The 24,067-nt window shown below is 57.4% G+C and carries 25 protein-coding genes and 1 other RNA gene; 6 read left to right on the forward strand and 20 right to left on the reverse strand.

What is annotated here, in order from left to right:
• Positions 1-3 precede the first annotated feature (3 nt).
• From nusA to ELB75_RS06180, 3 genes are all read right to left on the reverse strand, one after another.
• Positions 4-1,500 carry a transcription termination factor NusA gene (nusA, locus tag ELB75_RS06170; protein WP_126983173.1) on the reverse strand — a complete coding sequence of 499 codons (1,497 nt, stop codon included), beginning with the start codon at positions 1,498-1,500 and terminating at the stop codon, positions 4-6.
• Between the two features lie 36 nt (positions 1,501-1,536).
• Positions 1,537-1,962, reverse strand: coding sequence for a ribosome maturation factor RimP (rimP, locus tag ELB75_RS06175; protein ID WP_126983174.1), 426 nt, complete (start codon positions 1,960-1,962; stop codon positions 1,537-1,539).
• Positions 1,963-2,197: 235 nt separating this feature from the next.
• Entirely contained in the window at positions 2,198-2,644 is a 447-nt protein-coding gene (locus ELB75_RS06180) for a CopD family copper resistance protein (RefSeq protein ID WP_126983175.1), read from the reverse strand.
• A 106-nt stretch (positions 2,645-2,750) separates the two neighbouring features.
• On the opposite strand from ELB75_RS06180, the gene ELB75_RS06185 reads away from it, so the two are divergent.
• A complete protein-coding gene (locus tag ELB75_RS06185; RefSeq protein ID WP_126983176.1) occupies positions 2,751-2,957 on the forward strand; it encodes a YMGG-like glycine zipper-containing protein in 207 nt (68 codons plus the stop codon).
• Positions 2,958-3,047: 90 nt separating this feature from the next.
• Here the strand turns inward: ELB75_RS06185 and rnpB are convergent.
• The 5 genes from rnpB to ELB75_RS06210 all read right to left on the reverse strand — a co-directional run bounded on the left by rnpB (position 3,048) and on the right by ELB75_RS06210 (position 6,320).
• Positions 3,048-3,402, reverse strand: an RNA gene (gene rnpB, locus ELB75_RS06190) — RNase P RNA component class A.
• A 231-nt stretch (positions 3,403-3,633) separates the two neighbouring features.
• On the reverse strand, positions 3,634-3,906 hold the full coding sequence (locus ELB75_RS06195; RefSeq protein ID WP_126983177.1) for a hypothetical protein: 273 nt from the start codon (positions 3,904-3,906) through the stop codon (positions 3,634-3,636).
• Between the two features lie 141 nt (positions 3,907-4,047).
• A complete protein-coding gene (ribBA, locus tag ELB75_RS06200; protein ID WP_126983178.1) occupies positions 4,048-5,406 on the reverse strand; it encodes a bifunctional 3,4-dihydroxy-2-butanone-4-phosphate synthase/GTP cyclohydrolase II in 1,359 nt (452 codons plus the stop codon).
• Positions 5,407-5,421: 15 nt separating this feature from the next.
• Positions 5,422-5,808, reverse strand: a complete 387-nt coding sequence (locus ELB75_RS06205) for a VOC family protein (RefSeq protein WP_126983179.1) — start codon at positions 5,806-5,808, stop codon at positions 5,422-5,424.
• Between the two features lie 155 nt (positions 5,809-5,963).
• Positions 5,964-6,320 carry a hypothetical protein gene (locus ELB75_RS06210; RefSeq protein ID WP_126983180.1) on the reverse strand — a complete coding sequence of 119 codons (357 nt, stop codon included), beginning with the start codon at positions 6,318-6,320 and terminating at the stop codon, positions 5,964-5,966.
• Between the two features lie 448 nt (positions 6,321-6,768).
• On the opposite strand from ELB75_RS06210, the gene ELB75_RS06215 reads away from it, so the two are divergent.
• The 3 genes from ELB75_RS06215 (at position 6,769) to ELB75_RS06225 (ending at position 9,163) form a co-directional block, all read left to right on the forward strand.
• Positions 6,769-8,154: an FAD-binding oxidoreductase gene (locus ELB75_RS06215; protein ID WP_126983181.1), complete on the forward strand. Its 1,386-nt coding sequence runs from the start codon at positions 6,769-6,771 to the stop codon at positions 8,152-8,154.
• 94 nt (positions 8,155-8,248) lie between these two features.
• Complete coding sequence (locus ELB75_RS06220; RefSeq protein WP_126983182.1) at positions 8,249-8,524, forward strand: hypothetical protein; 276 nt, start codon at positions 8,249-8,251, stop codon at positions 8,522-8,524.
• Between the two features lie 219 nt (positions 8,525-8,743).
• Positions 8,744-9,163: a hypothetical protein gene (locus ELB75_RS06225; protein ID WP_126983183.1), complete on the forward strand. Its 420-nt coding sequence runs from the start codon at positions 8,744-8,746 to the stop codon at positions 9,161-9,163.
• A gap of 76 nt (positions 9,164-9,239) precedes the next feature.
• Here the strand turns inward: ELB75_RS06225 and ELB75_RS06230 are convergent, their stop codons facing one another.
• The 4 genes from ELB75_RS06230 to tsaD all read right to left on the reverse strand — a co-directional run bounded on the left by ELB75_RS06230 (position 9,240) and on the right by tsaD (position 13,944).
• Positions 9,240-9,968 carry an amino acid ABC transporter ATP-binding protein gene (locus ELB75_RS06230; RefSeq protein WP_126983184.1) on the reverse strand — a complete coding sequence of 243 codons (729 nt, stop codon included), beginning with the start codon at positions 9,966-9,968 and terminating at the stop codon, positions 9,240-9,242.
• 62 nt (positions 9,969-10,030) lie between these two features.
• Positions 10,031-10,810 (reverse strand): 16S rRNA (adenine(1518)-N(6)/adenine(1519)-N(6))-dimethyltransferase RsmA, encoded by a 780-nt coding sequence (gene rsmA / locus ELB75_RS06235; RefSeq protein ID WP_126983185.1) that lies wholly within the window; start codon positions 10,808-10,810, stop codon positions 10,031-10,033.
• 767 nt (positions 10,811-11,577) lie between these two features.
• Positions 11,578-12,555: a bile acid:sodium symporter family protein gene (locus tag ELB75_RS06240; RefSeq protein ID WP_126983186.1), complete on the reverse strand. Its 978-nt coding sequence runs from the start codon at positions 12,553-12,555 to the stop codon at positions 11,578-11,580.
• Between the two features lie 342 nt (positions 12,556-12,897).
• The gene (gene tsaD / locus ELB75_RS06245) at positions 12,898-13,944 is read right to left on the reverse strand and encodes a tRNA (adenosine(37)-N6)-threonylcarbamoyltransferase complex transferase subunit TsaD (protein ID WP_126983187.1); all 1,047 of its coding nucleotides are present in this window, start codon (positions 13,942-13,944) and stop codon (positions 12,898-12,900) included.
• A 590-nt stretch (positions 13,945-14,534) separates the two neighbouring features.
• On the opposite strand from tsaD, the gene ELB75_RS06250 reads away from it, so the two are divergent.
• Positions 14,535-14,822 (forward strand): hypothetical protein, encoded by a 288-nt coding sequence (locus tag ELB75_RS06250; protein WP_126983188.1) that lies wholly within the window; start codon positions 14,535-14,537, stop codon positions 14,820-14,822.
• 370 nt (positions 14,823-15,192) lie between these two features.
• On the opposite strand, the gene ccsB is transcribed toward ELB75_RS06250, so the two are convergent.
• From ccsB to ELB75_RS06290, 8 genes are all read right to left on the reverse strand, one after another.
• Positions 15,193-16,422 carry a c-type cytochrome biogenesis protein CcsB gene (gene ccsB, locus ELB75_RS06255; RefSeq protein ID WP_206501438.1) on the reverse strand — a complete coding sequence of 410 codons (1,230 nt, stop codon included), beginning with the start codon at positions 16,420-16,422 and terminating at the stop codon, positions 15,193-15,195.
• A complete protein-coding gene (locus ELB75_RS06260) occupies positions 16,409-18,445 on the reverse strand; it encodes a cytochrome c biogenesis protein ResB (RefSeq protein WP_126983189.1) in 2,037 nt (678 codons plus the stop codon). The genes ccsB and ELB75_RS06260 overlap by 14 nt, the downstream gene beginning before the upstream one ends.
• Positions 18,446-18,801: 356 nt before the next feature.
• The gene (gene dapC / locus ELB75_RS06265) at positions 18,802-19,995 is read right to left on the reverse strand and encodes a succinyldiaminopimelate transaminase (RefSeq protein WP_126983190.1); all 1,194 of its coding nucleotides are present in this window, start codon (positions 19,993-19,995) and stop codon (positions 18,802-18,804) included.
• Between the two features lie 300 nt (positions 19,996-20,295).
• Positions 20,296-20,490 carry a hypothetical protein gene (locus tag ELB75_RS06270; RefSeq protein ID WP_126983191.1) on the reverse strand — a complete coding sequence of 65 codons (195 nt, stop codon included), beginning with the start codon at positions 20,488-20,490 and terminating at the stop codon, positions 20,296-20,298.
• Positions 20,487-21,254: a lysophospholipid acyltransferase family protein gene (locus ELB75_RS06275; protein WP_126983192.1), complete on the reverse strand. Its 768-nt coding sequence runs from the start codon at positions 21,252-21,254 to the stop codon at positions 20,487-20,489. Before ELB75_RS06275 ends, ELB75_RS06270 begins: the two co-directional genes overlap by 4 nt.
• On the reverse strand, positions 21,254-21,811 hold the full coding sequence (gmhB, locus tag ELB75_RS06280; RefSeq protein WP_126983193.1) for a D-glycero-beta-D-manno-heptose 1,7-bisphosphate 7-phosphatase: 558 nt from the start codon (positions 21,809-21,811) through the stop codon (positions 21,254-21,256). Before gmhB ends, ELB75_RS06275 begins: the two co-directional genes overlap by 1 nt.
• Before the next feature lie 15 nt (positions 21,812-21,826).
• On the reverse strand, positions 21,827-22,369 hold the full coding sequence (rfbC, locus tag ELB75_RS06285) for a dTDP-4-dehydrorhamnose 3,5-epimerase (RefSeq protein WP_126984226.1): 543 nt from the start codon (positions 22,367-22,369) through the stop codon (positions 21,827-21,829).
• A gap of 105 nt (positions 22,370-22,474) precedes the next feature.
• The gene (locus tag ELB75_RS06290; protein WP_126983194.1) at positions 22,475-22,852 is read right to left on the reverse strand and encodes a DUF488 domain-containing protein; all 378 of its coding nucleotides are present in this window, start codon (positions 22,850-22,852) and stop codon (positions 22,475-22,477) included.
• Positions 22,853-23,240: 388 nt separating this feature from the next.
• On the opposite strand from ELB75_RS06290, the gene ELB75_RS06295 reads away from it, so the two are divergent.
• On the forward strand, positions 23,241-24,044 hold the full coding sequence (locus tag ELB75_RS06295; RefSeq protein WP_126983195.1) for an outer membrane beta-barrel protein: 804 nt from the start codon (positions 23,241-23,243) through the stop codon (positions 24,042-24,044).
• Positions 24,045-24,067: the final 23 nt, after the last annotated feature.

The following is a 24,067-nucleotide window of genomic DNA, read 5'->3' on the forward strand; positions in this document are numbered from 1 at the left end:
TCCTTATTCCTGTGTTTCGGCAAACCAATGTTCGCGGGCGGCCAAAATAACGGTTTTGGCTTCTTCTTCGCTCACGCCGGTGATTTCGATCAATTCGTCGGTGGAAAGCTCGGCCAGGCCGTCGCGGGTGGTGATGCCGGCTTGCGCCAAATCGCGCAGCATGTCTTGGTCGATGCCGTTGAGGGTTTTCAGCTCTTCTTCCACTTCGTCTAGTTTCTCTTCCGACATAATGGCCAGGGTGAGGATGGCGTCGCGGGCACGGTTGCGCAGGGTTTCCACGGTGGCTTCGTCGAAGCCGATTTCCACCAGTTCGGCAGCAGGCACATAAGCCACTTCTTCCAAAGCGGCGAAGCCTTCTTCAATCAACAGGTCGGCGGTTTGTTCGTCCACATTCAGGTGTTGCATGAACAGGCTGCGGATTTGCGCATCTTCTGCTTCGTGGCGCTCTTCGGCTTCCTGTACGGTCATGATGTTGAGCTGCCAGCCGGTAAGGTCGGCGGCGAGGCGCACGTTTTGGCCGCCGCGGCCGATGGCGGGCGCAAGCTGGTCTTCGGCCACGATAACGTCTACCGAATGGTTGTCTTCATCAATCAGAATGCGGCTGACTTCGGCTGGGGAGAGTGCGTTAATCACAAACTGGGCGGTTTCGGGCGACCACAGCACCACGTCCACCCGCTCGCCGGCCAGTTCGTTGGATACGGCATTCACACGCGAGCCGCGCACGCCGATGCAGGTGCCTTGCGGATCGATGCGCGCGTCATTGGATTTAACGGCGATTTTGGCGCGCTGGCCGGGGTCGCGGGCGGCTTCTTTGATTTCCAGCAGACCGTCTTCGATTTCCGGCACTTCCTGTTCAAACAGTTTCACCAAAAATTCGCGCGAGGTGCGGCTGAGGATAACCTGTTTGCGGCCGCTGTTGCCTTGTTCGTCCACGCGCAGGAAGAGGGCGCGGATGCGGTCGCCGCTGCGGAAGTTTTCGCGTGGGATGCACTGGTCGCGCGGAATCAGCGCGTCCAAACGGCCGATTTCCACGATGATGCCGTGGCGCTCGACGCGTTTGACCGTGCCCATTACCACGTCTTCGCGGCGGGCGAGGAATTCTTGCAGAATCTGCTCGCGCTCGGCATCGCGGATGCGCTGCAAAATGATTTGCTTGGCAGTTTGCGCGGCTTGGCGGCCGAAGGCCACGTTTTCCAGCTCTTCTTCGTAATATTCGCCGATTTGCAGCGGGGAATCGGGAAATTCTTCTTGGATTTCCTCGATGGTTTTCTGCGTATCGGGGTAGGTGTAGTCTTCGTCGGCTACGATTAGCCAGCGGCGGAAGGTGTGGTATTCGCCGGTGTCGCGGTCGATGCTTACGCGCACGTCCATGTGTTCGCGGTCGGCCTTTTTCTTGGCGGCCACCGACAGGGCGAACTCCAATGCTTCGAATACCACTTCGGATTCAACGTTTTTTTCGCTGGCCAGGGCTTCGGCCAGTTGCAACATTTCGCGGCTCATGGGAATGAACTCTCCATTAATTGATAAATAGGCAAATTAGAATTCGGGCTTCAGGCGCGCCCGGTCGATATTGGATAATTCGATGGCGGCGGTTTTGCCGTCGAAGGCAATGGTCAGCACATCGTTTTCAAAGGCTTCGATGCGGCCGATGAAGTTTTTCTGCCCCTCAATCGGCAGGCGGGTTTTCAGCTTGATGAGGCTACCTGAAAAACGGATGAAGTCGGCTGCTTTTTTTAGTGGGCGGTCGAGGCCGGGGCTGGAGATTTCCAGCCGTTTGTAGTCCACATCTTCCACCATGAAGAGGCGGCTCAGATGGTTGCTGACGGTGGCGCAGTCTTCCACAGTGATACCTTCGGACTTGTCGATAAACACGCGCAAATCGCCTTGCGCGGTGAGCTCGAAATCCACCAACTCGTAGCCCAGGCCGGGCAGGGTTTTTTCTAAAACGGCTTGAATATCCATGATTCCCTAGTTGGAAAAACAAAAAAATGGCCTCGGGGCCATTTCTCATTTATCTCGTATAAATAACTGAAAAACGATGCGATTCTAAACCATATTCGGCAGTTTGGCAAATGTGTTTATGCCGGGGCGACCGGGCGGCGGCCCGGCTGTGAGAATCGCGCAACAGTTGGGGAATGAAATGAATCGGGCAGCTGGCCGGTGTGGTTCCGTTGCGCCTTATGTTTTCAGGTAGCCCCTACCATGCGATATAAAACATCGCTTTGGCCAGGAATACAATCAGCAGCATCTGTACCAGCACGGCGCGATGGATGTATTTGGAGAAGGCCACGGTCATGGTGTGGCGGCGCATGCGGGTAACGGCGGCCAGGAAGTGGCAGAGAATGCTGAATGCCAGCAGCAGTTTGACGGAAAGCTGGATAAAGAAGGAGTTGGCAAACGGGTGTTGCAGGATTTGCAGGTAGCGGTGCATCATCACCAGGCCGGAGGCAAACAGCAGCCCGACCACCCACGGCATCACCTTCACCGCCCGTGCGGAAAGCGCCCGTTCCGTTTCGCGCCGCGTCTCGCGGCTGACTTTTTTAGTATGCAGCACCGACAGCACCAGCGATTCGAACAGCACCCCGCCTACGAAGGTGATGGCACAGAATAAGTGAATGATGTGCGCAACGGAATAAACAGACATTTACCTGCCTTTTGATGCAATCACAGAAAAATGCGATACTCTCACAGGCAGGTAGGGCGGTCAAATCCGCCATGCCTCTCTGATACTGACAGAAAGGGTATATATCATGAGAAAATCTACAGTTGCTTCTATTTGCACCGTATTGCTGCTGGCCTCATCCCTGAGCGCCTGCTCCACCATGACGACCAAGCAGCGCAACGCCGCCATCGGCGCGGCGGTGGGCGGCGTGGCCGGCAACGTGATCGGCGGCGACACCGGCTCCACCTTGGGCGGCGCCGCTTTGGGCGGCTTGGTGGGCAGCCAGGTTAAATAATCTTCAACCCTGCAACGATGCGGGCGGAAGCGTAGAAGCGCTTCCGCCCGTTGTGTACGGATAACGGCGGCCGGACGGCTTTGTCGGATGTACCGCAGCCGGCCGGTAAGCCGGGTTCTGTCGTCGGACAGCCATTCCTCTAGGCCGTTTGTTGCCAAGCGGCTCAAGCAACCTACCCGAATGCTCGGCGAGCAGCGTCGTTGCATTCTGTTTGGTCTTGCTGCGGATGGGGTTTGGCCTGCTGCGGACTGTTACCAGCCGCACGGTGCGCTCTTACCGCACCATTTCACCCTTACCTGTGCCGTGTCGCCACAGCCATCGGCGGTTATGCTTTCTGTTCCACTTTCCGTCGCCTCGCGGCGCCCGGCCGTTAGCCGGCATCCTGCTCTGTGCAGCCCGGACTTTCCTCCCCGCCCAAAGGCGCGGCGACTGTCTGGCCTGCTGCGATACGGGCGGGATTATAACGGATTGTGCGGGAAAGGCTACCTGAAAAGTGAAAATCCGTTTTCAGGTAGCCTTTATAGTGGATTAACAAAAATCAGGACAAGGCGGCGAGCAGCAGACAGTACACACGTTACGGCAAGGCGAGACAACGCTGTACCGGTTTAAATTTAATTCACTATAATTCCAATCGATTTTGGCCTTGGGCGGATTACCGCGAAGACCAACCACGGGCCTACCAATCGGAGCGGTAAAGATGGGCATCGCAATGATTGCAGATAAACATCCTGCATTGGTCGTTCTGATTGCGGATACCCCAATTCTTAATACTCTTCGAGCCGCACACCCGGCATTTGATGCCCGTATCGGTTTTGCATTCGGGGTGGGACTGCAAATATTGCGGCAGGGTCGGGAGCGAACGTTTTGCCTTCCTGACCGGATAAGTATAGGCGTACCAAAATATGGCGGCGGCGATAATGAAGGGGAAGAACTGCATGATATATGTCATTATTATATCTGTCCTTAATGGCTGGTCGGGAAATCTGCTGCATCTCCGGGTTTGCCGGTAATTTCATTTCCGGGCGTTTTGAAAAAACAAGTTGCTGTGGGGCTCAAGTTTTCAGGTAGCCTTTGTTGGCAGCAATCGCTTTTATTCCATACTCTCAAACCCTGTTACTTCCAATCCGAAGCCGGTGAGACCGGTGAGGGAGGATGGCTGGCCGAGCACGCGCATTTTTTTTACGTGGAGGTTGGCGAGGATTTGCGCGCCGATGCCGTAGGTTTTGCTGTCCCATTGGCGGGTTTGGCTTTTGCCTTTGGGCAGGGTGCGGTCGAGCAGGGCGGCGCCGTCTTCGGTGCGGTGCAGCAGGATGGCGACGCCGTGTTCGGCGGCTTGGATGCGCTCGAGGGCTTGCGGCAGCGGCCAGGAGTGGCGGGGGTTGGTTTGCAGGAAATCCATGGCGCTGAAGGGTTCGTGTACGCGCACGAGGGTTTCGGTGTCGGGCTGCGGGCTGCCTTTCACCAGGGCGAGGTGGGTTTCGCCGGAGAGTTTGTCTACATAAACGTGCTGGCGGAAATCGCCCCAGGGGGTGTGGATGGGGCTGCTGCCCATTTCTTCGAGCAGGGTTTCGGTGCGGCTGCGGTATTCGATGAGGTCGGTGATGGTGCCGATTTTGAGGCCGTGCTGCCGGGCGAATTCGGTGAGCTCGGGCATGCGTGCCATGGTGCCGTCGTCGGTGATGATTTCGCAGATAACGGCGGCGGGGATGAGGCCGCACATTTGGGCTAAATCGACGCCGGCTTCGGTGTGGCCGGCGCGCACCAGCACGCCGCCTTTTTGGGCACGCAGGGGGAAGATGTGGCCGGGCTGGACGATGTCTTCCGGCCGGGCGGCGGGGGAAACGGCGGTTTGAATGGTGAGCGCGCGGTCGGCGGCGGAAATGCCGGTGGAAATGCCGTGGGCGGCTTCGATGGATACGGTGAAGTTGGTGCCGTATTGGGCGCCGTTGTGCTGGGTCATGAGGGGGAGCTTGAGTTTGTCCACCAGCTCTTCGGCCATGGGCAGGCACACGAGGCCGCGGGCGTGTTTGATCATGAAGTTGATGGCTTCGGGGGTAACGAATTGGGCGGCCATGAGCAGGTCGCCTTCGTTTTCGCGGTCTTCGGCATCGGTGATGATGACCATTTTGCCGGCTTTGAGGTCGGCCAGGATTTCGGGGATGGTGGCAATGGGGGCGGACATGGGACGGGTATTCCTGTGGGTGGGTTGTGGGGCGGATGCGGGTGAACGGTGGTCGGTATCGAGCCACAGTGCGGGCATGCCGGCGCTGTGTTCGATTTTGCGGGCTTTTCGCTCGCCGAAAGGCTTGTTTTTCAGCAGGGCGGAGAGTTCGCCTTGGTTGATGCCGGTGGCGGATACGAAATCAATCTGCCGGCCTTGGTGCAGGCGGTTAATCCATTCGCGCAGGTTGCGGCGACGCAGTTCGGCAATATTGATGGGGCTGGACATGGGCTACCTGAAATTTTAAGCGGGCGAATGCAGGCCGATGCGGTTGCCTTCGCTGTCTTCGATAAAGGCAGCAAAACCGTTGGCGATGGGGAATTTGGCGGTGAGTATTTTGCCGCCGGCCGCTTCGGCGGCACGGGCGGTTTCGGCGCAGTCGGCGCAGTTGAAAAACACGGTGATGCTGCCGTGGCCGGCGGGTTGCGCGGCGGGGTCGTGCCAGAGCATGCCGCCGATGCCGTATTGCTCCCAGGCGGGGGCGAACAGATACATTTGGCGCTGCGGGTCTTTGCCGGGCACTTCTTGCAGGGGCAGGCCGAATACGGTTTCGTAGAAGCGGGCGGCACGTGCTAAGTCTTGCGCATTTAGGGCAAACCAGCTTACGGGGTTTTGTGGGGTGTTGTTCATTGGATTTCTAGCACCTTTGCTGATTCGTTCTTCGATATGCGGGCTGCTTTTGGCAGGTTCAAAGCCCAACAGGCAGCCCGCGCTTTTCAGGTAGCCTTTGGGCAGGGCGGGTGTCGGATTCGAGAATCCGGCCTACGGGCTACCTGAAACCTTGCTTATTTCACTTTCACAAACAGCTCATCGATATGTTCTTTGCTCCAGCCGTGTGTTTTACCCATTTCAATCAAGCCGTCTTTGATTAGGGAGATAATAACCTTGCGCCTTTCGTCTTTATCGTCCCCCACAATTTTGTCGGTATCCACAAAAAATAAGAAACCGAGTTGTAAGCGTGAGCCATGCTGCTGAGGGTCATCGGTTAGGAACAGGTACATTTTTTTATATTCTTTAAAAACAAATCTTGGTATGAGTTCCCCAATTTCATTAACGATATGGACAATCTCCATTAATGAGTCCTCTTTTATTGGCGACTCCCATAAATAATTCGGGTCAGCAGCTAATCTTAATCTTCCCATAATAAGCCCCTAAATATTCAGTTAAGTGTAGGTCGTGGCAATTGGTTTTCAGATGGGCGATACCATTTAGTTCCCCATTCATACCCGGGTCTTAAATCCCTTTTCCTTTATCTAGAAAGCGAAAACCCATCCGCACAATCTTGCTCCCTGTCTGACGCCTTTTGTCGGTTAGGGCATTTCGCAGTAATTTTAGAAGCATCGCCGATGCAGGGCCTCCTGCCCCGGCTTTCTGCCCGGTAAGGTTTTCCCCGCGGCATGGGCGGTAAACTTGGGCGACTATACGGCGCTTGGTTGGAAAAGTAAAGTTAGATTGGAGGGGATAAAAAATTACTTTTAAGCAATATTCGATATTCGGTTTTCAGGTAGCCCTTCCGGCAGCCGAAGGCTACCTGAAAACCCCGTCTTGCCGCTACAATACCGTCCATTCCAATCTTTCAGGTAGCCTCAAATGAACCCCGCCCATATTCCGCAAGCCCTGCGCGCCTTGCTTGGCGAACGCGAAATCATTGCCGACCCCGCCCCGCTGCTCGCCGACCGGCGCGGCCGCTACATTGGCCGGGCGGCAGCCGCCGTGATGCCCGACAGCGTGGAAAACGTGCAGAAGCTGGTGCGCTGGTGTGCCGAACACCGCGTGCCGATTACCCCGCAGGGCGGCAACACCGGCTTGTGCGGCGCGGCGGTGCCAAACGGCGGCATTTTGCTCAACCTCTCGCGGCTCAACCGCATCCGCAGCCTCAGCCTGGCCGACAACGCCATCACCGTGGAAGCGGGCGCGATTCTGCAAAACGTGCAGGAAGCCGCGGCCCAAGCCGGGCGGCTGTTCCCGCTCAGCCTCGCCAGCGAAGGCTCCTGCCAAATAGGCGGCAACATCGCCTGCAACGCCGGCGGGCTGAACGTGGTGCGCTACGGTACCACGCGCGATTTGGTGCTCGGGCTCGAAGTGGTACTGCCCGACGGCAGCCTGCTCTCCCATCTCGCCCCGCTGCACAAAAACACCACCGGCTACGACATCCGCCAGCTCTTCATCGGCAGCGAAGGCACGCTCGGCATCATCACCGCCGCCACGCTCAAGCTCTTCTCCCCGCCGCAAACCACCGCCACCGCCTGGGTCGGCCTAAACAGCATTGAAGACGCCGTGCACTTGCTTACCCGCATCCAAGGCCGTTTTGCCGAGCGGCTGTGCAGCTTCGAGCTGGTGAGCCGCCCCGCGCTTGCCCTCTCCGCCGCCTACAGCCGCCTCAGCCCGCCGATTGATGCCGAGTGGCACATCTTGCTCGAATTGAACGACAGCCTGCCGCGCCCCGAATTGGCCGACGATTTGGCCGGATTCTTGTTTGAACACGGCTGGGAAAACGCCGTGCTGGCGCAGTCGGAGGGCGAACGCGCCGAACTGTGGCGGCTGCGCGAAGACATCTCCGCCGCGCAAAAAGCGCTTGGTGCCAGCATCAAACACGACATCGCCGTACCCATTGCCCGCGTGGCCGAACTGGTGGCCAACGCCTCCGCCGCGCTCAAGCAGGCCTATGAGGGCATCGAAATCATCGTATTCGGCCACCTCGGCGACGGCAGCCTGCATTTCAACACCTTCCTGCCGCACATCCGCAGCAACCAGGCCTACGAATACGAAGACGGCATCAACCGCATCGTCTATCAACACACCCTTGCCTGCCAAGGCACGATTGCCGCCGAACACGGCATCGGCCAAGTGAAAAACCACTGGCTGCCCAGCGTGCGCAGCCCGGTGGAAATCGGGCTGATGCGCGCCATTAAGAAACAGCTCGACCCGCATAACCTGTTCAACCCCGGCAAACTGTTCCCGCCGCAGGCTACCTGAAAACTGCAACAAACCAAATCGTTTACAAACAATCCGATAGCCGCCCAAAAGGCTACCTGAAAACCGCTAACTAGCAACACAAGGAAACCCGATCATGAACCAAGCCTTCAAAATCCGCTGCCCGCTGCCGCACTGCACCGGCTGGGTAACCCAGCTCGACCCCGAAGACGGCTCGCTGTTTATGTGCGACGACTGCGGCCTGGTGTGGGAAACCAAAGCCGAGCTTGATGCCGCGATTGCCGCCATCATCGAGCGCTTCCCCTACCGCGCCGCCGTGTACCGCCAAACCGCCGAAGGCTTCGCCGCCGTGCCCGAAGCCGAAGAACCGGCGGATTACGAAACACAGGTGAACCAAGAGCCGTGGGCTTGATTTCCCGTTCTGGTGCTTGCCGTTCGAATGCGGAAAAGGCTACCTGAAAACGAACGAAGTGAGTTTCGACAAAACGAACGTTAGTGAGTTTCTGCGAAGCTAAAACGAGCGAAGCGGGGTTCACGAAAACACAGCGCCGCGAAGTTCCCACTAAACCGGGAATTTCAGGTAGCCTCCCGCCCGCAGCAGCATCCATCTTCCACTGGAGGAGTAGCAGCTATGTATCCGTTAAAACTGAAAACCGAAATTTACCAAGCCATTGCAGCATTTTTAGATGCCTACAAGCGGCAAGACACCCAAACCTTGGCCGAGCAATTCGATATTCACGGCGGGTTTTTGGAAGAAATTGACGAAATGCTGGATTTCATTGAAGACAAAGCCAAGCTACGTCTCTTCCCCCTGGAGGAGATGGATAAGTTTGAATGCGGCAGCACCGGCCTGAGCATCTTCGGCGATTTGAGCGATGATGAAGAGGAGGAAGAGGATAAGGAAGCGGAGCCGGAAAGCGAAGAAGAATCCGTGGGCGTGGAAGCCAAGCTGTATGAAGAAGGCGAGGCGCAACACATCGGTTATATTGTGGGCGAATATTATTTAAACGGCCAAGAGCCGGCTTTTATATTCCAATATTTCAGCGTGTAGCCCAATACGACAAAGGCTACCTGAAAATCCGCCAAGCGGTTTTCAGGTAGCCTTTTTCACTTTTCAAATCAGGCAATCAAGCCTTCATCACCTGTTTCAAAAACTGCTTCGCCCGCTCGCTGCTCGGATTGGTGAAGAATGCTTCCGGCGTGTCCACTTCCACGATTTTGCCCTGATCCACAAAGATAATCCGGTCGGCCACTTCGCGGGCAAAGCCCATTTCGTGGGTAACGCACATCATGGTCATGCCGCTTTCGGCCAAATCTTTCATCACTTTGAGCACTTCGCCCACCATTTCCGGATCGAGCGCGGAGGTGGGCTCGTCAAACAGCATCACTTGCGGCTCCATGGCCAGGCCGCGGGCAATGGCCACGCGCTGCTGCTGGCCGCCGGAAAGCTCGCCGGGCATGGCGTCTTTTTTATGCGCCAGGCCCACGCGCTCCAAGAGTTGCAGCGCTTTTTCTTCGGCCTGGGCACGGTTTTGCTTTTTCACTTTTATCGGCGAGAGCACGATGTTTTCCAGCACGCTCAAATGCGGATACAGGTTGAAATGTTGGAATACAAAGCCCACTTCGGCGCGGATTTTGTTTAGGTCGGTGGCGGGGCTGGCCACGTCTACGCCGTCCACCCAGATTTCGCCGCTTTGGATTTGCTCGAGCTGGTTTACGGTGCGGATAAGGGTGGATTTGCCGCTGCCGGAGGGGCCGCACACCACCACCACTTCGCCTTTTTTCACTTCGAGGTTGATGTCGCTCAGAACGTGCAGTTCTTTAAACCATTTGTTTACATTTTTGAATTTGATCATTTTCTACTTCCGGAACGGCTGGGTTGTCGGTTGGAACAATCGGCGCGGGGCGGGATTGTGTTTCAGGTAGCCTTTTGGGCTAACAGGTTGGCCAAGGCCACATATTTTTCGGGCGCGATATGTTCGGCACGCTCTTGCGGGTTGATACCGGCGGCCTGCAAATCATCGTCGTCGGCCAGGCCTTTGAGGTTATTGCGGATGGTTTTGCGGCGCTGGTGGAAGGCTTGTTTCACCAGGGCGGCGAATTGCTCGAAATCCTGCGCCTGCCCGATGCGGTGTTTGGCCGGAATCAGCCGCACTACTGCGGAATCGACTTTGGGTGCGGGGGAAAAGGCCTCGGGCGGCACGTCGAGCAGTTTTTCCATTTCAAAGAAGTATTGCAGCATCACGCTCAGGCGGCCGAAATCGTTGCTGCCGGGCTCGGCCACCATGCGTTCCACCACTTCTTTTTGCAGCATGAAGTGCATGTCTTCCACTTCGTCGGCATAGCGGCTGAGGTGGAACAGCAGCGGGGTGGAGATGTTGTAGGGTAGGTTACCGACGATTTTTTTGCGCCTGGGCACGCTGGCGAAATCGAACTGCAATACATCGCCTTCGTGGATAACGAGCTTGCCGGCATAGGGCCTGGTTTTCAGGTAGCCTATGATGTCGCGGTCGATTTCGCACACGTGCAGGCAATCGAGCTTGGCGGCCAAGGGCTCGGTAATCGCGCCGAGGCCTGGGCCGATTTCCACTACGGTATCGGCAGGCTGCGGCCGCACGGCCTGGACGATGTCGGCAATGATGCGGGAATCTTGCAGAAAGTTCTGCCCGAATCGTTTGCGGGCGGTATGTTGGGTCATAGCGGTGGGCCGGGCGGCTGTTGGCGGGAAAGGTGCGGATTGTATCAGATTCGGCGGTGCGCTTGGGCGCTCTACAAAAAGCTTCTCTCTAACCTTATCGCATAATGCTTTGTGTTCATGTGGTATAAGCAGTGTTTCTTATGGCCTACCAAATTTCAGGTAGCCTTTTCCATTTATTTCCTGTTCGCCTTTGCGCCTTATACCGGCGCAGGCACCCGTTTAGCTGCGCAAAAACAAGCCCTCTTGCAGAGTCCTTGTTAAAACGAAACCTTCAAACGAAGATTTCATTTTTGCTCCGCAGAAACTCGTCCTCCTTCGGAGACCTCGTTTTCTTTGTTTCGCCAAAGAAAAGGAAGCAAAAGAAAGGCGACTGCGGGCACAGGTTCAGCTTCGCTAAACTTCCCTCACTCTGCACAGTTTTTCGGGCGCAAAGAGAAACTGGATTAGCTGCAACTTGCGGCTGCGCCGCTTCGAACATGCAAGCCCTTGTTCCCCGAAAACCTGTGCTCCGTTCGGCTGTGCCAGCAGAGGGGAGAGAGGCCCAACCGTTTGCACATATAGTGAATTAACAAAAACCAGTACAGCGTTGTCTCGCCTTGCCGTAACGTGTGTACTGTCTGCGGCTCGCCGCCTTGTCCTGGTTTTTGTTAATTCACTATAGATTGTTAAGAAGCCTGATTGATAACGAGGGATAGAGTTAGATGTTGAGTGCCAAAAGGCTACCTGAAAATTTCAGGTAGCCTTTTGCTGCCAGCAGTCGGTTTGGCTTACTTGGCGGCAGTGTTTTCCTTTTGCGCGGCCTGTGCCTGTTTTTCGGCTTTGGTGGCCCAATAGGAGGCGAGGAGGGAGCCGGAAATATTATGCCACACGCTGAAGATGGCGCTGGGCACGGCCACCAGCGGCATCATGGCAAAGTGGGCTTTGGCCAGCGCCGCGCCGAGGCCGGAGTTTTGCATGCCGACTTCGATGGCGAGGGTTTTTTGCGCGTCGTAGGGCAGGCCGAAGAGTTTGGCGGCGAGGAAGCCCAGGGTATAGCCGATGGTGTTGTGCAGCACCACCACGCCGAAAATCAACAGGCCGGTTTCGATGATCTGCGTGCGGCTGCCGGCTACCACGGCGCCGATAATCAGCACGATGGCGAGCACGGAAATCAGCGGCAGCACATTGATGGCGGCGGCAGTTTGCTTGCGGAACAGGGTGTGCGCCACCACGCCCAGCACGATGGGCAGCAGCACCATTTGCAAAATGGATACCAGCATTGTGGTGGCGGAAACGTCGATCCATTGGTTGGCAAACAGGAAGAACACCGCCGGGGTGAGTAGGGGCGCGAGCAGGGTGCTGATGGAGGTAACGGCCACGGAGAGCGCCACATTGCCGCGCGCGAGAAAGGTCATTACGTTGGAGGCGGTGCCGCCGGGGCAGGCGCCCACCAGCACCACGCCGATGGCCACTTCGGGCGGCAGATTAAGGGCGCGCGAGAGCAGGTAGGCGGTGGTGGGCATAATTACAAACTGCGCCACCACGCCGATGAGCACGGCTTTGGGGTGTTGCCCGAGGATTTTGAAATCGGAGGGGGCGAGGGTGAGCCCCATGCCGAACATGATGACGCCCAAAAGCCAGGGGATATAGGGAGCGATGAAGCTGGTGAAGAGGGAGGGCGCCAAGAAGCCGGCCATGGCAAACAGCGCTGCCCACAGGGCAAAAGTGTTGCCGATGAAGCGGCTGAATCTTTGTAAAGCTGTCATGATGGTTTTTTTGCAATTTTTAACGGAAAGGGCGAAGGATACAAGAAAGCAGGGTTTGGGGACAAGAGGGGGCTACCTGAAAAGTGTAAAGGCTGCATGGCATCGTCCGGCGATGCCTCTATAGCAAACCAACTTAACTTAAAGATGCTGTTTGGCGGAGTTGGATGGGGAGAGCGTGGATAAACAGCTACTGATGGAGGTGCTGTGCACAACATTTCCTTCCGGCTGCTGCGATGGCGGCACGAAAGGGCTGTTCCAAATGCTTGGAGCAGCCCTTAAATGTTTTTCAGGTAGCCTGTGCCGGATTGCATAAAGGCTACCTGAAAATAGGCATACGGTGTTTTACCGCACGATTTCTGCCAGCGGCCAGCGCGGGCGCACGTTGAATCCGGCGGCGGGCTGTGCCTGTTGCAGGTGCATGGCACCGGCGAAGGCGATCATGGCACCGTTGTCGGTGCACAGCGGCAGTGGCGGGAAATAAGTGCGTACGGCTTCGGGCTTGGCTTTGGGGTTGGGGCGCACTTGCAGCGCGGCGAGTTCGGCACGCAGTTTCCAATTGGCGCCCACGCCGCCGGCCACCACAAGGGTGCGGTAGCCGGTGTGCAGCAGGGCTTGGCGGGACTTGGCCAGCAGCACGTCCACCACAGCGTCTTGGAAGGCGCGGCAGATATCGTTGCGGATGGCGTCCGGCAGGCTGCCGCCATGTTCGGCGCGCACGTTTTGCACGGCAGTGAGCACGGCGGTTTTGAGGCCGGAGAAGCTCATTTGCAAATCGCGCGAATGCAGCATAGGGCGTGGAAAGGTGAAAGCATTGGGGCGGCCGAGCTTGGCCAATTCGGAAAGTTTTGCGCCGCCGGGGTAGGGCAGGCCGAGCAGTTTGGCGGTTTTGTCGAAGGCTTCGCCGGCGGCATCGTCCACGCTTTCGCCGAGCAGTTCGTAGTTGCCGATGCCGCGCACGGCCATGAATTGGGTGTGGCCGCCGGATACGAGCAGGGCAACGAAGGGAAAGGCGGGTTTTTCTTCGGCTAACAGCGGGGAGAGCAGGTGGCCTTCGAGGTGGTGCACGGGAATCACGGATTTGCCCAGCGAAAAGGCGAGCGCGTTGGCATAGGCACAACCGGCCAAGAGCGCGCCGCCAAGGCCGGGGCCTTGGGTGTAGGCGACGGCATCGATGTCGGCGTAGTTTTTGCCGGCTTCGTGCAGGCAGGCTTGGGTGAGCGGCACGAGGCGGCGGATGTGGTCGCGGCTGGCCAGCTCGGGCACCACGCCGCCATATTCGGCATGCATGGCCATTTGGGTGTGCAGCTGGTTGCCGATGAGGCCATGTTCGGTGCTGTAGAGCGCCACGCCGGTTTCGTCGCAGGAGGATTCGATGCCGAGAACGAGCATGATAGAAGGCTACCTGAAAAATCAAAGGCTGTATTTTATAGCAAATCAACTTGGCTTTCGCTATGGCATCGGCTTGCTAGGGCAGTAAATGGCGGTATGTGCTTGGGCAGAGGGTGGGTTCATGCGTATGGGCGGATTGACATACACCTCCGATGAAATATTGCGGGAAAATGTCGGCTAATGCAGGCGGGGATAGACCTTGTTGTTTTTTCGCACAGGTTAATTTTGGTTAATTGTGTGTAATTTGCAGATAGGGGGGAAGGTATGGTAATGAGGCGGGAGGGAGTTGGTTTTAGCCAGTATTGGTATGAAAAATATATTATTTTTTCTGATTTGGGTGGAACACTATTCTTATTAGGGCGGCATTCGTTAATTAATAGTATTGTTTGCCCGGCACATTGGATAAGAACGATTTTGGTGGCAGATGTTTGCGTGCGGTAAGTAGAGTAGGCAGTTTAATTGCCAGCCGCCGCCAAACAGCGGATAATACGCCGCGATTCTTGATAGGAATTTATCTGTGAGACGGCTAGAGGTCTGCAGATAGGGAATTTTTTAAGTTATAACTTGAACTTTGTTAGAGGTAATTCGACATGAAAAAATCTTTATTGGCCGCTGCCCTGATGTCTTTGTTCTTGGCTGCTTGTGGTGGTTCTGCTCCGGCTTCTGATGCTTCTGCCGCTTCCGCTGCTTCTGAAGCTGCTGCAATGGCTTCTGATGTTGCCGGTGCTGCTTCTCAGGCTACTGCCGCTGTTGAAGGTGCTGCTTCTCAGGCTACTGCCGCTGTTGAAGGCGCTGCTTCTCAGGCTACTGCTGCCGTTGAAGGTGCTGCTTCTCAAGCTACTGCTGCCGTTGAAGGTGCTGCCAGCGCTGCCAAATAATTTGGCGGTTTAAAACTCAAGCAAAAGCCCCGCATCTGCGGGGCTTTGTTTTATGGTTAAAGCACTTCGATTTCTTCAGCCCAGATGGACTTTGATGCGCTCATGTGTTGTTTGCGGCTGAGAGCTGTATATGAAAAAAGATGTGCTTATAGTGAATTAACAAAAACCAGTACAGGGTTGTCTCGCATTGCCGTAACGTGTGTACTGTCTGCGGCTCGCCGCCTTGTCCTGATTTTTGTTAATCTACTATAGTTCTCACGGAGGGATTTTTGATGCTGCCGGGTGTTTCCCGGTGGTTTATTAAATCTGAATCCCTTCCTATGCGGATAGGTTACCTGAAAGCTGCATTTTCGGGTAGCCTTTTTGCGCTTTACAGCCCGCCGTAGGAGTGCAGCCCGCTCAAAAACATATTCACGCCGATAAAAGCGAAGGCGGTGATGAAGAAGCCGATAATCGCCCACCACGCCAAGGGCTTGCCGCCCCAGCCGCGCACCAGGCGGATATGCAGCCAGGCCGCGTAGTTAAGCCACACCACCAGCGCCCAGTTTTCTTTCGGGTCCCAGCTCCAATAGCGCCCCCAGGCATCGGCTGCCCACAGCGCGCCGAGCACGGTGGCTGCGGTGAAGAAGAGGAAACCGATGGCGATGGCCTGATACATGGCTTCTTCAATCACTTCGGCTTCAGGTAGCCTCAACGAGGGGCGGCGCAGTTTCATCAATTCGGCCACACCGAGGAAAGCGGCCAGGCAAAATGCGCCGTAGCCGATGAAATTGGCAGGCACATGCAGCTTCATCCACCACGATTGCAGGGCGGGAATCAGCGGCCGGATTTGCTGGGCGTTGCGGCTGAAGGTGTACCACAGCACGAAGCCGACCAAAATCAGCTGCAGGGTGTACACAAACACGCCCAGCCGCTGCAGGCGGAACTTGCCTTCGTAATACAGGAACATCAAAGCGGTGATGACGATAAACAGGATGAACACTTCATACAGGTTCGAAATCGGGATGTGACCGTCGCGCGGGCTGATGAGGTAGCTTTCATGCCAGCGCACCAGCATGCCGGTGAGCCCAATGGCAGCGGCCGCCCAAGCCAGGTAGCGGGCGAGGCGAAGCAGCATGGGTACGGCGTGCGTGTTGTCTGTTTCCGCCTGTTTGTTGCCGCCGAGCAAGCCGAGCGCGTAGCACAGCCAGGCCATCGGTACCAGGGCGCACAGCCAGCCGATGGCCGATTGGCTGGCTAAGAAATAGCGCAGCAGGAAGCGTTCGCCGTTGGCCATCTGCCCGGCATAGAGCACGGTGGCGGCATAGGCCAGGGCGATGCACAGCGGCATCAGCAGGCGCAGCGGTTTGTAAAACCAGCCCAGCCACACGGCGGAGGCGGCGCTGAGCCATAAAATGCACACTTCATATATGTCCATGCGGTGCGGCAGCAGAATCTGCACGGCGGCGGCAATGGCCGTCATCAGGGCGGCAAACAGCCAGTCGGCTACGGAAAGCAGTTTCCAAAAACGCTGCTCCTGCAACAGCTCGTGCTGCGGCAGCCGGTGGGCACTGGCCGCCTGTTTTTGCGGCAGGGCATCAGGCGTGTTAGGGTTGGTCATGGTTCAATTCCTGCGCCAGGCGCGTGAGGTGTTGTGTGTGTGTGGCGAAAATCGGTTCCAGCTGCCGTTTGAGGCGGGCGGAGCTCATGGCAAAGAGGGCTTGGCCGTGGTCATACAGCAGCCAGGCGCGTTGTTCGCGCAGGTAAAACATAAGCGCCGTGCCTAAAATCAGCAGTACAGAGCCCAGATACACCAGGCCTTGGCCGGGTGAGCGGGTCATCTGCAGGCCGGAGGATTTCACTTCGTTGTAGCCGTTTAATTGCAGCAACACCGGCGAGCCGAAGCGGGTAAGGCCGGTGTAGGCATCGAAGCTGTTGATGAGGAAGCGGTTGCGCTCTTCGTTCTGCGGCCAGTCCAGCCCTTGTTCGGACAGTGCCTGTTCGAGGGCGATATTGCCCGCGCCGAACAGCATTTGGTAGAACAATTCGCGCATCCGGTCTTGTTCGGCGGCGGGGATTTTATTTTCCACGAATTGGTTGATGCCCACATAGCCTTCGCGGGCGAACAGCTCCAAGATATTGCCCAAGGCTTCGCGGAAGCGGGTTTTGGAAGGCTCGGGCATATCGGCCACGGCACGGTCGAGCACGGCTTCGCGCAGCTCGGGCTGAAGCAGCACGGCGCGCAGGTGCATGAAGGTGTCGGGCTTGCCGTTTTTATCGGCGGGAATCATCAGCCAGCGGTAGTCTTCGCTGTTGCTGCCGCGCTCGCCGGTGGCGAAGTAGAAATCGCCGCCGCGCCGCAGGGGCAGCATGTAGTTGACATACTCGCGCGCCTGGCCGGCCTGGTCGCGCAGGCGGAAGGTGATGGTGGGGCCGACGTTGTGCAGGGCATCGGACTGCTGCACGCTGCGTGCCTCGTTGAGGCGGTGGCGCAGATTGGCCGGCTGCGAGGCGGCGTTATCGGTTTGCTCTTCGTCTTCCACGTTCAGCGGGCGCAGTTCGGTGAATTCGAGCGTGTATTGTTGAGTTTGATTTTGGCCCAGGTGCAGCGGGAAAGCGCTAAGCGAGGCGGCTTTGAGTTCGGTGCTGGCGGCGGAGGGCGTGCCCAAGTTCCAGGCGCGGAAGGTGAGGCCGGAGCCGCCGTCGCCGAAGCTGGCCTGGTAGAGCGAAATGCCGTGCAGGGTGAAGGGATGGTTCACTTTCACGGTGGGGGTGTAGGTTTGACCGCTTTGCCGGTCGGTAACGATTAAATCGCTGGCAAAGTTTTTCGGCATGCCGTTTTCGTAGTAATCCACATGGAATTGCTTGAGGGTTACGCTAAACGGCAATTCCTGTACCAAGAGCCCGTCGCCCGTGTCGAGAAACACTTCCTGCACGGTTTGCCCTTCGCGGATGTTCACATTGCCGCGAAACGATAAGGTATTGCTGCCCAAGCGGCTTTCTTTGCCGAAATCGTTGGAGAACTGGGCAGTTTTGTTGGGCTTGAGGCTACCTGAAAACATGGCTAGCTTAATCGGCAGATTGCTGTCGATAAGGCCGCCCAGGCAAATCACGATGATGGCGGCGTGGGCGAAGATGTAGCCCCATTTGTTGAGGCTGCCTTTTTTTGCCGCGATGATGAAGCTGCCGTCTTCGCGCTGCCGGCTTTGCACGGCGAAGCCGGAAACTTTCAGGTAGCGTTCGGCAATTTCGGGCGCGGGCGCGGCGGCGAGCAGGGTGCTGTGCTTCATGGCGGCCAGCGAGCGGGCAGAGGCACTCAGGCGGAAACTTTTCATTTCGCGCAGGAAAGGCGGGATGTTGCGCCACAGGCACAGGCCGGTGGAGAGCATCAAGAATGCCAAAATAGCCACAAACCACGGCGCGGAATACACATCATACAAGCCGAGGAAACGGAAAATCTGATGCCAGAACGGCCCGAATTCCACCACATAAGCCACCTCCGCCTGATTTTGCTGCAGCACCGTGCCGATCACTGAAGCGAGCGCGAGCAGCGAGAGCAGCGCCACGGCAAAGCGCATGGAGCTGAAGAAGGCAAACCAAGGCCGCCGCAACAGCGGGGTTCTGGCGGGATCGGGTGTACTCATAACCGAAAATCCGGAGCGGAAACGTGGGATTAAAACAGCGGGATTATAACTGATTTGCCGCGGCTGCTTGGTTTATATCGTGAATTAAAATAAGGATACTGCGGAGCTGGCTCGCTGGCCGTGTGTATGCTGTCTGCGTCGTGCCGCCAGGTTTTGAGTGTTGCTAGCCCGCTATGCTGGCATAAGGAGACAGCGTGGCTTAATGGGTGCGGTAAGGCTACCTGAAACCGGATTGTGGTTTTTCAGGTAGCCTTTATTGATATTGGCGCAAAGGTTGGGATGGTTTTAGCGGTGTTAAAGCTGCACTTTAGCTCCGCAGAAACTCACTTCGTCCGCTTTCAGGTAGCCCATTGATGCTATGGATAACAACGCCGGCGGATTGCCACAATCTTTTCCGCCGCTGCCACGCAGTCGGCTACGGGGGCGACCAGCGCGATGCGCACATAGCCGGCGCCGGGGTTGCCTTGCGCGGTGTCGCGCGCCAGAAAGCGGCCGGGCAGTACTTGGATAGCCGCTTCGCGCCACAGGGTGCGGGTGAAGGCCAAATCGTCGCCGTCGGGCGCTTGCAGCCAAATATAAAACGAAGCGTCCGGCCGTGTTACCTCAAAGCCCTGCGCCAGAATCGGCAGCACGCGGGCGAATTTTTCCTGATACAGGCGGCGGTTTTCCATTACATGGGTTTCATCGTTCCAGGCGGCGATGCTGGCCATCTGCACGGGAATGCCCATGGCGCTGCCGTGGTAGGTGCGGTAGAGCAGGAAATCTTTGAGCAGCGCGGCATCGCCGGCCACGAAGCCGGAGCGCAGGCCGGGTACGTTGGAGCGTTTGGAGAGGCTGGTGAACATCACCAGTTTGCCGAAGCCGCGACCCAATTCGGCAGCGGCCTGCAGGCAGCCGATGGGCGGCTCGCCTTCGAAATAAATTTCGGAATAGCATTCGTCGGCGGCGATGATAAAGCCGTAACGGCTTTGCAATTCAAAGAGTTCTGCCCAGTCGGCTTTCTGCATCACACTGCCGCAGGGGTTGTGCGGCGAACAAACGAACACCAGTTTCACGCGCTGCCACACGGCTTCGGGAATGCTGCTCCAATCGGGCTTAAAGTGCGGGGCTCGGCAGTTGGCAAACGCGGTTTCCGCCCCGGCCAGGAGCGCGGCGCCTTCGTAAATCTGATAAAACGGATTGGGGCACACCACCACGGGTTTTTCCTGCTCGTTGCCGCCCAGCGCCGCCTGTACGAAGGAAAACAGGGCTTCGCGGCTGCCCAGCACGGGCAGGATTTGGCTATCTGGATCGAGCGCGAGGCCGTAGCGGCGTTGCAGGAAGCCGGCGCAGGCTTGGCGCAGCTCGGGCAGGCCGGCGGTTTGCGGATAGGCATCGAGGCGCGGCAGGGCGGCGGTGAGCGCATCGGTAATCACGGCGGGGGCAGGGTGTTTGGGCTCGCCGATTTGCAGTGGCACGGGCACAACGCCCTCGGGCGGATTCACGCCTTGCATGGCTTCGCGCAGGCGGGCGAAAGGGTAGGGCTGGAGTTGGGATAGGTGTGGGTTCATGGTGGACTGGTGTTTTGTTGTCAGAGGAAAAGGCTATTGTAATCGGCAGGCATGGGATAGGCTACCTGAAAAATACAGCAGACGCGTTTTATAGTGGATTAACAAAAATCAGTACAGCGTTGTCTCGCCTTGCCGTACTATCTGTACTGTCTGCGGCTCGCCGCCTTGTCCTGATTTTTGTTAATCCACTATAGGTAGCCTTTTGCTTGTTGTGGAAACAAGGTGCAACTTGCCGCGGAGTACGCGGAAATATTTTCAGGTAGCCTTGAAGGCTACCTGAAAGCTTATTGGATAGCGGTTTTAGCCGAAGATGCCCAAATAATACAGCAGGCTGGCTAGGATGACGGCAATGCCGCCGCCGATGATGAGCCGCCGCCAGATAGGGCGGATTTCGCTGTGCCGCAAATCGGCGGCGAGATAACGCCACACGAAGAAAAGGGCGGCTAGGGCGAAGGCGATGGCGCCGATGGTGTCGCCGTCCATATTCGGCTTCATGCTGCGCTGCCTTTCTGTTCGCTGCCCGGTTTGGCGACGCCGTAGCAGGGGCCGCGGCCGGTGATGCGGGGCATTTGGCTTTCGATGGCTGCTTCGGTGGCGGCGGTGAGCTCGGCGATGCTGCCGGAGTCGTGTTTAATCGGCGGGCAGATGATGACGCTGATTTCGCCGGGATGTTTGAGAAAGGAGTTTTTCGGCCAGAATTCGCCGCTGTTGAGGGCAACGGGCACGATGTCCATCTCTAACAGCTGGGCGGTGCGGGCGGCGCCGCTTTTATAGCGGCCTTTGCTGCCGGGCGGCATGCGCGTGCCTTCGGGGAAGATGGTGATCCAATAGCCTTGCGCTTTGCGTTTGCTGCCTTGCTCGATGATTTGGGCGGAGGCTTTTACGGGGTTGCGCCGGTCGATGCCGATGGTGCCGGCAAACTTGAGCCCCCAGCCGAAGAAGGGGATGCGGAAGAGTTCGCGTTTGGCCACGAACACTTGCGGCGGGAAGATTTTCTGCATAGCCAGCGTTTCCCAGCCGGATTGGTGTTTGCAGCAGATAACGGCGGGGTCTTGGGGGATGTTTTCTGCGCCTTCCACGCGGTATTTGAGACCGACGATGTTTTCCAAGAGCCACATCAGCATCAGCGCCCAGCGGGTGGCGAGGGCGTGGAGGGCGCCCGGGATGGGGGCGGTGAGCAGCATCACGATAAACAGCGGCGGGGTAACGAGTGCCATCAGCAGCCAATAGGCGAGGTTGCGTATCCACAGGGAAATCATCAGGCTTCCTGTTCGGTTTCGGGTGGGTTGATGAGGTGTTGGGCGAAGGAGAGCAGGTCGTCGAACACTTGGGTGTTTTCAGGTAGCCCGCCGGCGGCTAGGGTTTTCTTGCCTTTGCCGGTGAGCACGAGCACGGGCAGGCCGCCCACGGCGTCGATGGCTTGTAAATCGCGCAGGCTGTCGCCCACGAGATACACGCCGCGTGCGTCGGTATTGAAGCGGTTGAGGATGTCTTCCACCATGCCGGGCTTGGGCTTGCGGCAGGAGCAGCGGTCGGCGTCGGTGTGCGGGCAAAACCAAATGCCGTCGATGCTGCCGCCGGCTTCATTGGCCAGGCGGTGCATTTTTTCGTGCATTTCGTTGAGGTCTTGCATGGAGAAATAGCGGCGGCCAATGCCGGATTGGTTGGTAGCGATCACAACGGTGTAGTCGGCCTGCTTAAACAGCGCCACGGCATCCATGCTGCCGGGCAGGGGAATCCATTCGTCTTCGGATTTTATAAAATCGTCGCGGTCTTGGTTGAGCACGCCGTCGCGGTCGAGGATGATGAGTTTCATGGTTTCAGGTAGCCTTTAATCGAATAATACGGCCTGTGCCAGCAGGCTGCCGGCGGCATCTTTGCCGGAAAGCAACGGCGGGGCGGCCAGCGGCCAGTCGATGCCCACAGCGGGGTCGTGCCAGAACAGGGTGTGTTCGTGGTCGGGCTGGTAGTAGTTGGTGCATTTATACACGATGTCGGCGTGGCTGTCGGTGGTGTAGAAGCCGTGCGCGAAGCCGGGCGGAATCCACATTTGGTAGCGGTTTTCAGCCGAAAGCACTGCGCCCACCCAATGGCCGAAAGTGGGCGAGGAGCGGCGCAAATCCACGGCTACGTCGAACATGCTGCCCGATACCACGCGCACCAGCTTGCCTTGCGGGCAAACGGTTTGATAGTGCAGGCCGCGCAGTACGCCATATTCGGAGCGGGAGTGGTTTTCCTGCACAAAAGTGTGGTGGCCGATGTGCTCGCGAAACCAGTTGTCGCGGAAGGTTTCCATAAAGAAGCCGCGCTCGTCGCCGTGGGCTTCGGGCTCGATGATTTTCACATCGGGCAGGGCGGTGTCGAAAATATTCATGCTGTGCGTGTTTGAATGGGCTGAAAGCTCTATTTTACCGAGAATGCGGCGTTTGAGGCTACCTGAAAGTGTGAGCTTCAACGCAGTTAAAACCGTTCAAACGCCTCAAGCGCCATCGCCCCAATCCACTTTTTCCCAGCCCAACACCTCGGCCAACACCGAAAGATGGCTCTGCTGCGGGCAGCGAACGGCGGTGAGCAACACGGTATCCGGCGCGGCGGCAAGCTGCGTTTTCAGTGCCAGCAGCGCGGCATGGGCGCTGCCGTTTTGCAGCTCTTCGGTATAGCGTGCGGCAAATTCGGGGAAACGCTCTTGCGGCGCGGCGTGATACCAGCGGCGCAGCTCGGCGGAAGGCGCAATGTCTTTGAGCCACTGCACGGCGGCGAAGGTTTCTTTGCGGATGCCGCGCGGGTAGAGGCGGTCGCAGAAAATGGCGGGGGCGGCAGAGGGCGTGTAGCCGTAGATGCGGCGGATGGCGGGCATGGTTAGTCTTTCTGTGGGAAAGGGTTGGATGATTTTTAACTTCGTTGAAGCTCACGCTTTCAGGTAGCCTTCTGGCGGCTTGGGGCTACCTGAAAACATTGGGTGCTTACCGGGCGGGCGGGTTGGTTTAGGCGGCAAACCGCAGCCCCGCATTCTACGCCCTTGTGCCGGATTGTGCCTGCGGCTAAGCCGCCTTTGTTAATAAAGGTAAAACCTGCCGCTAGAATTGTAAGCCTAGGCTCGGATGATTGATAATAAGTTCGGCTGAGGCGGCAAACCGCCGCAGGCAGGTTTGCCGCCTCAGCCCCCGCTGTGCAGCCCCCGCTGTGCAGCCCTTTTTTTCGGGCTTTTGCAGCATCGTTCATTTTCCAAACAAGGAGACCGAATTATGCAGAAAACCCTACTCGCCCTTTCCATCCTTTCCTTCGCCGCCGCCGCATCCGCCGCGCCCGATTCCCAAGAAACCCCGCTGCACCCGATTAAAGACGGGAGATATACCGTTACCACCGGCTACGAGCATCTCAATTCAAAAGTCAACGTTATCAAACAAAGCAGCGATGGCTTTGTTCTACGGGGTCGTGCCGATATCCCGCTGGCGCAACAGCACGCCATCCGTGCCGAGCTGACATATAGCCGCCGCAGTTCCGATATGAAAGAAAACGGCGTAACCACGGTGGACGGCGGCAAATCCGACGGCATCGACCTGTATGCGGGTTATTTGTACTCCCCGTCCGGTTTCAAGCAGGGCGGCCTGCGCGTGGGCGGCGGGCTGGGTTACGGTTATACGGATAGCAACGCCCGCGCACACCGCACCGTCCATGCCCCGAATATTGTGGACAATAATTCAAGCACTCTGTATCTGAAAGCGCAGGTAGAATACGAGCAGGACTTGGGCGGCGGTTGGAGCATCACACCGTGGGGCGAAGCACAGGTCAGCCTGCGTGACAGAACTGAAACCAAATGGTCGCAGGCTTACAGCATACCCGATGAAACATACAAGGGCAGTAACTACGAAATCAGCTTGGGTGTGGACGCGCAAAAACAGTTCACCCCGAATCTGGCGCTGACCTTCGGCCCGTATTACCGATATGCTCATTTAAAATCCGATGCCCGCGACCATGCCGGCTACCATTTCGATTCGTCCAGCGGCCACGGGCACGGCTTCGGCATCCGCGCCGGCCTGCGCTTTTAAACCGCCGCGCTTGTCTGCAACGT

It is taken from the genome of Eikenella corrodens (assembly GCF_003990355.1).
Classification (GTDB): Bacteria; Pseudomonadota; Gammaproteobacteria; order Burkholderiales; family Neisseriaceae; genus Eikenella; species Eikenella corrodens_B.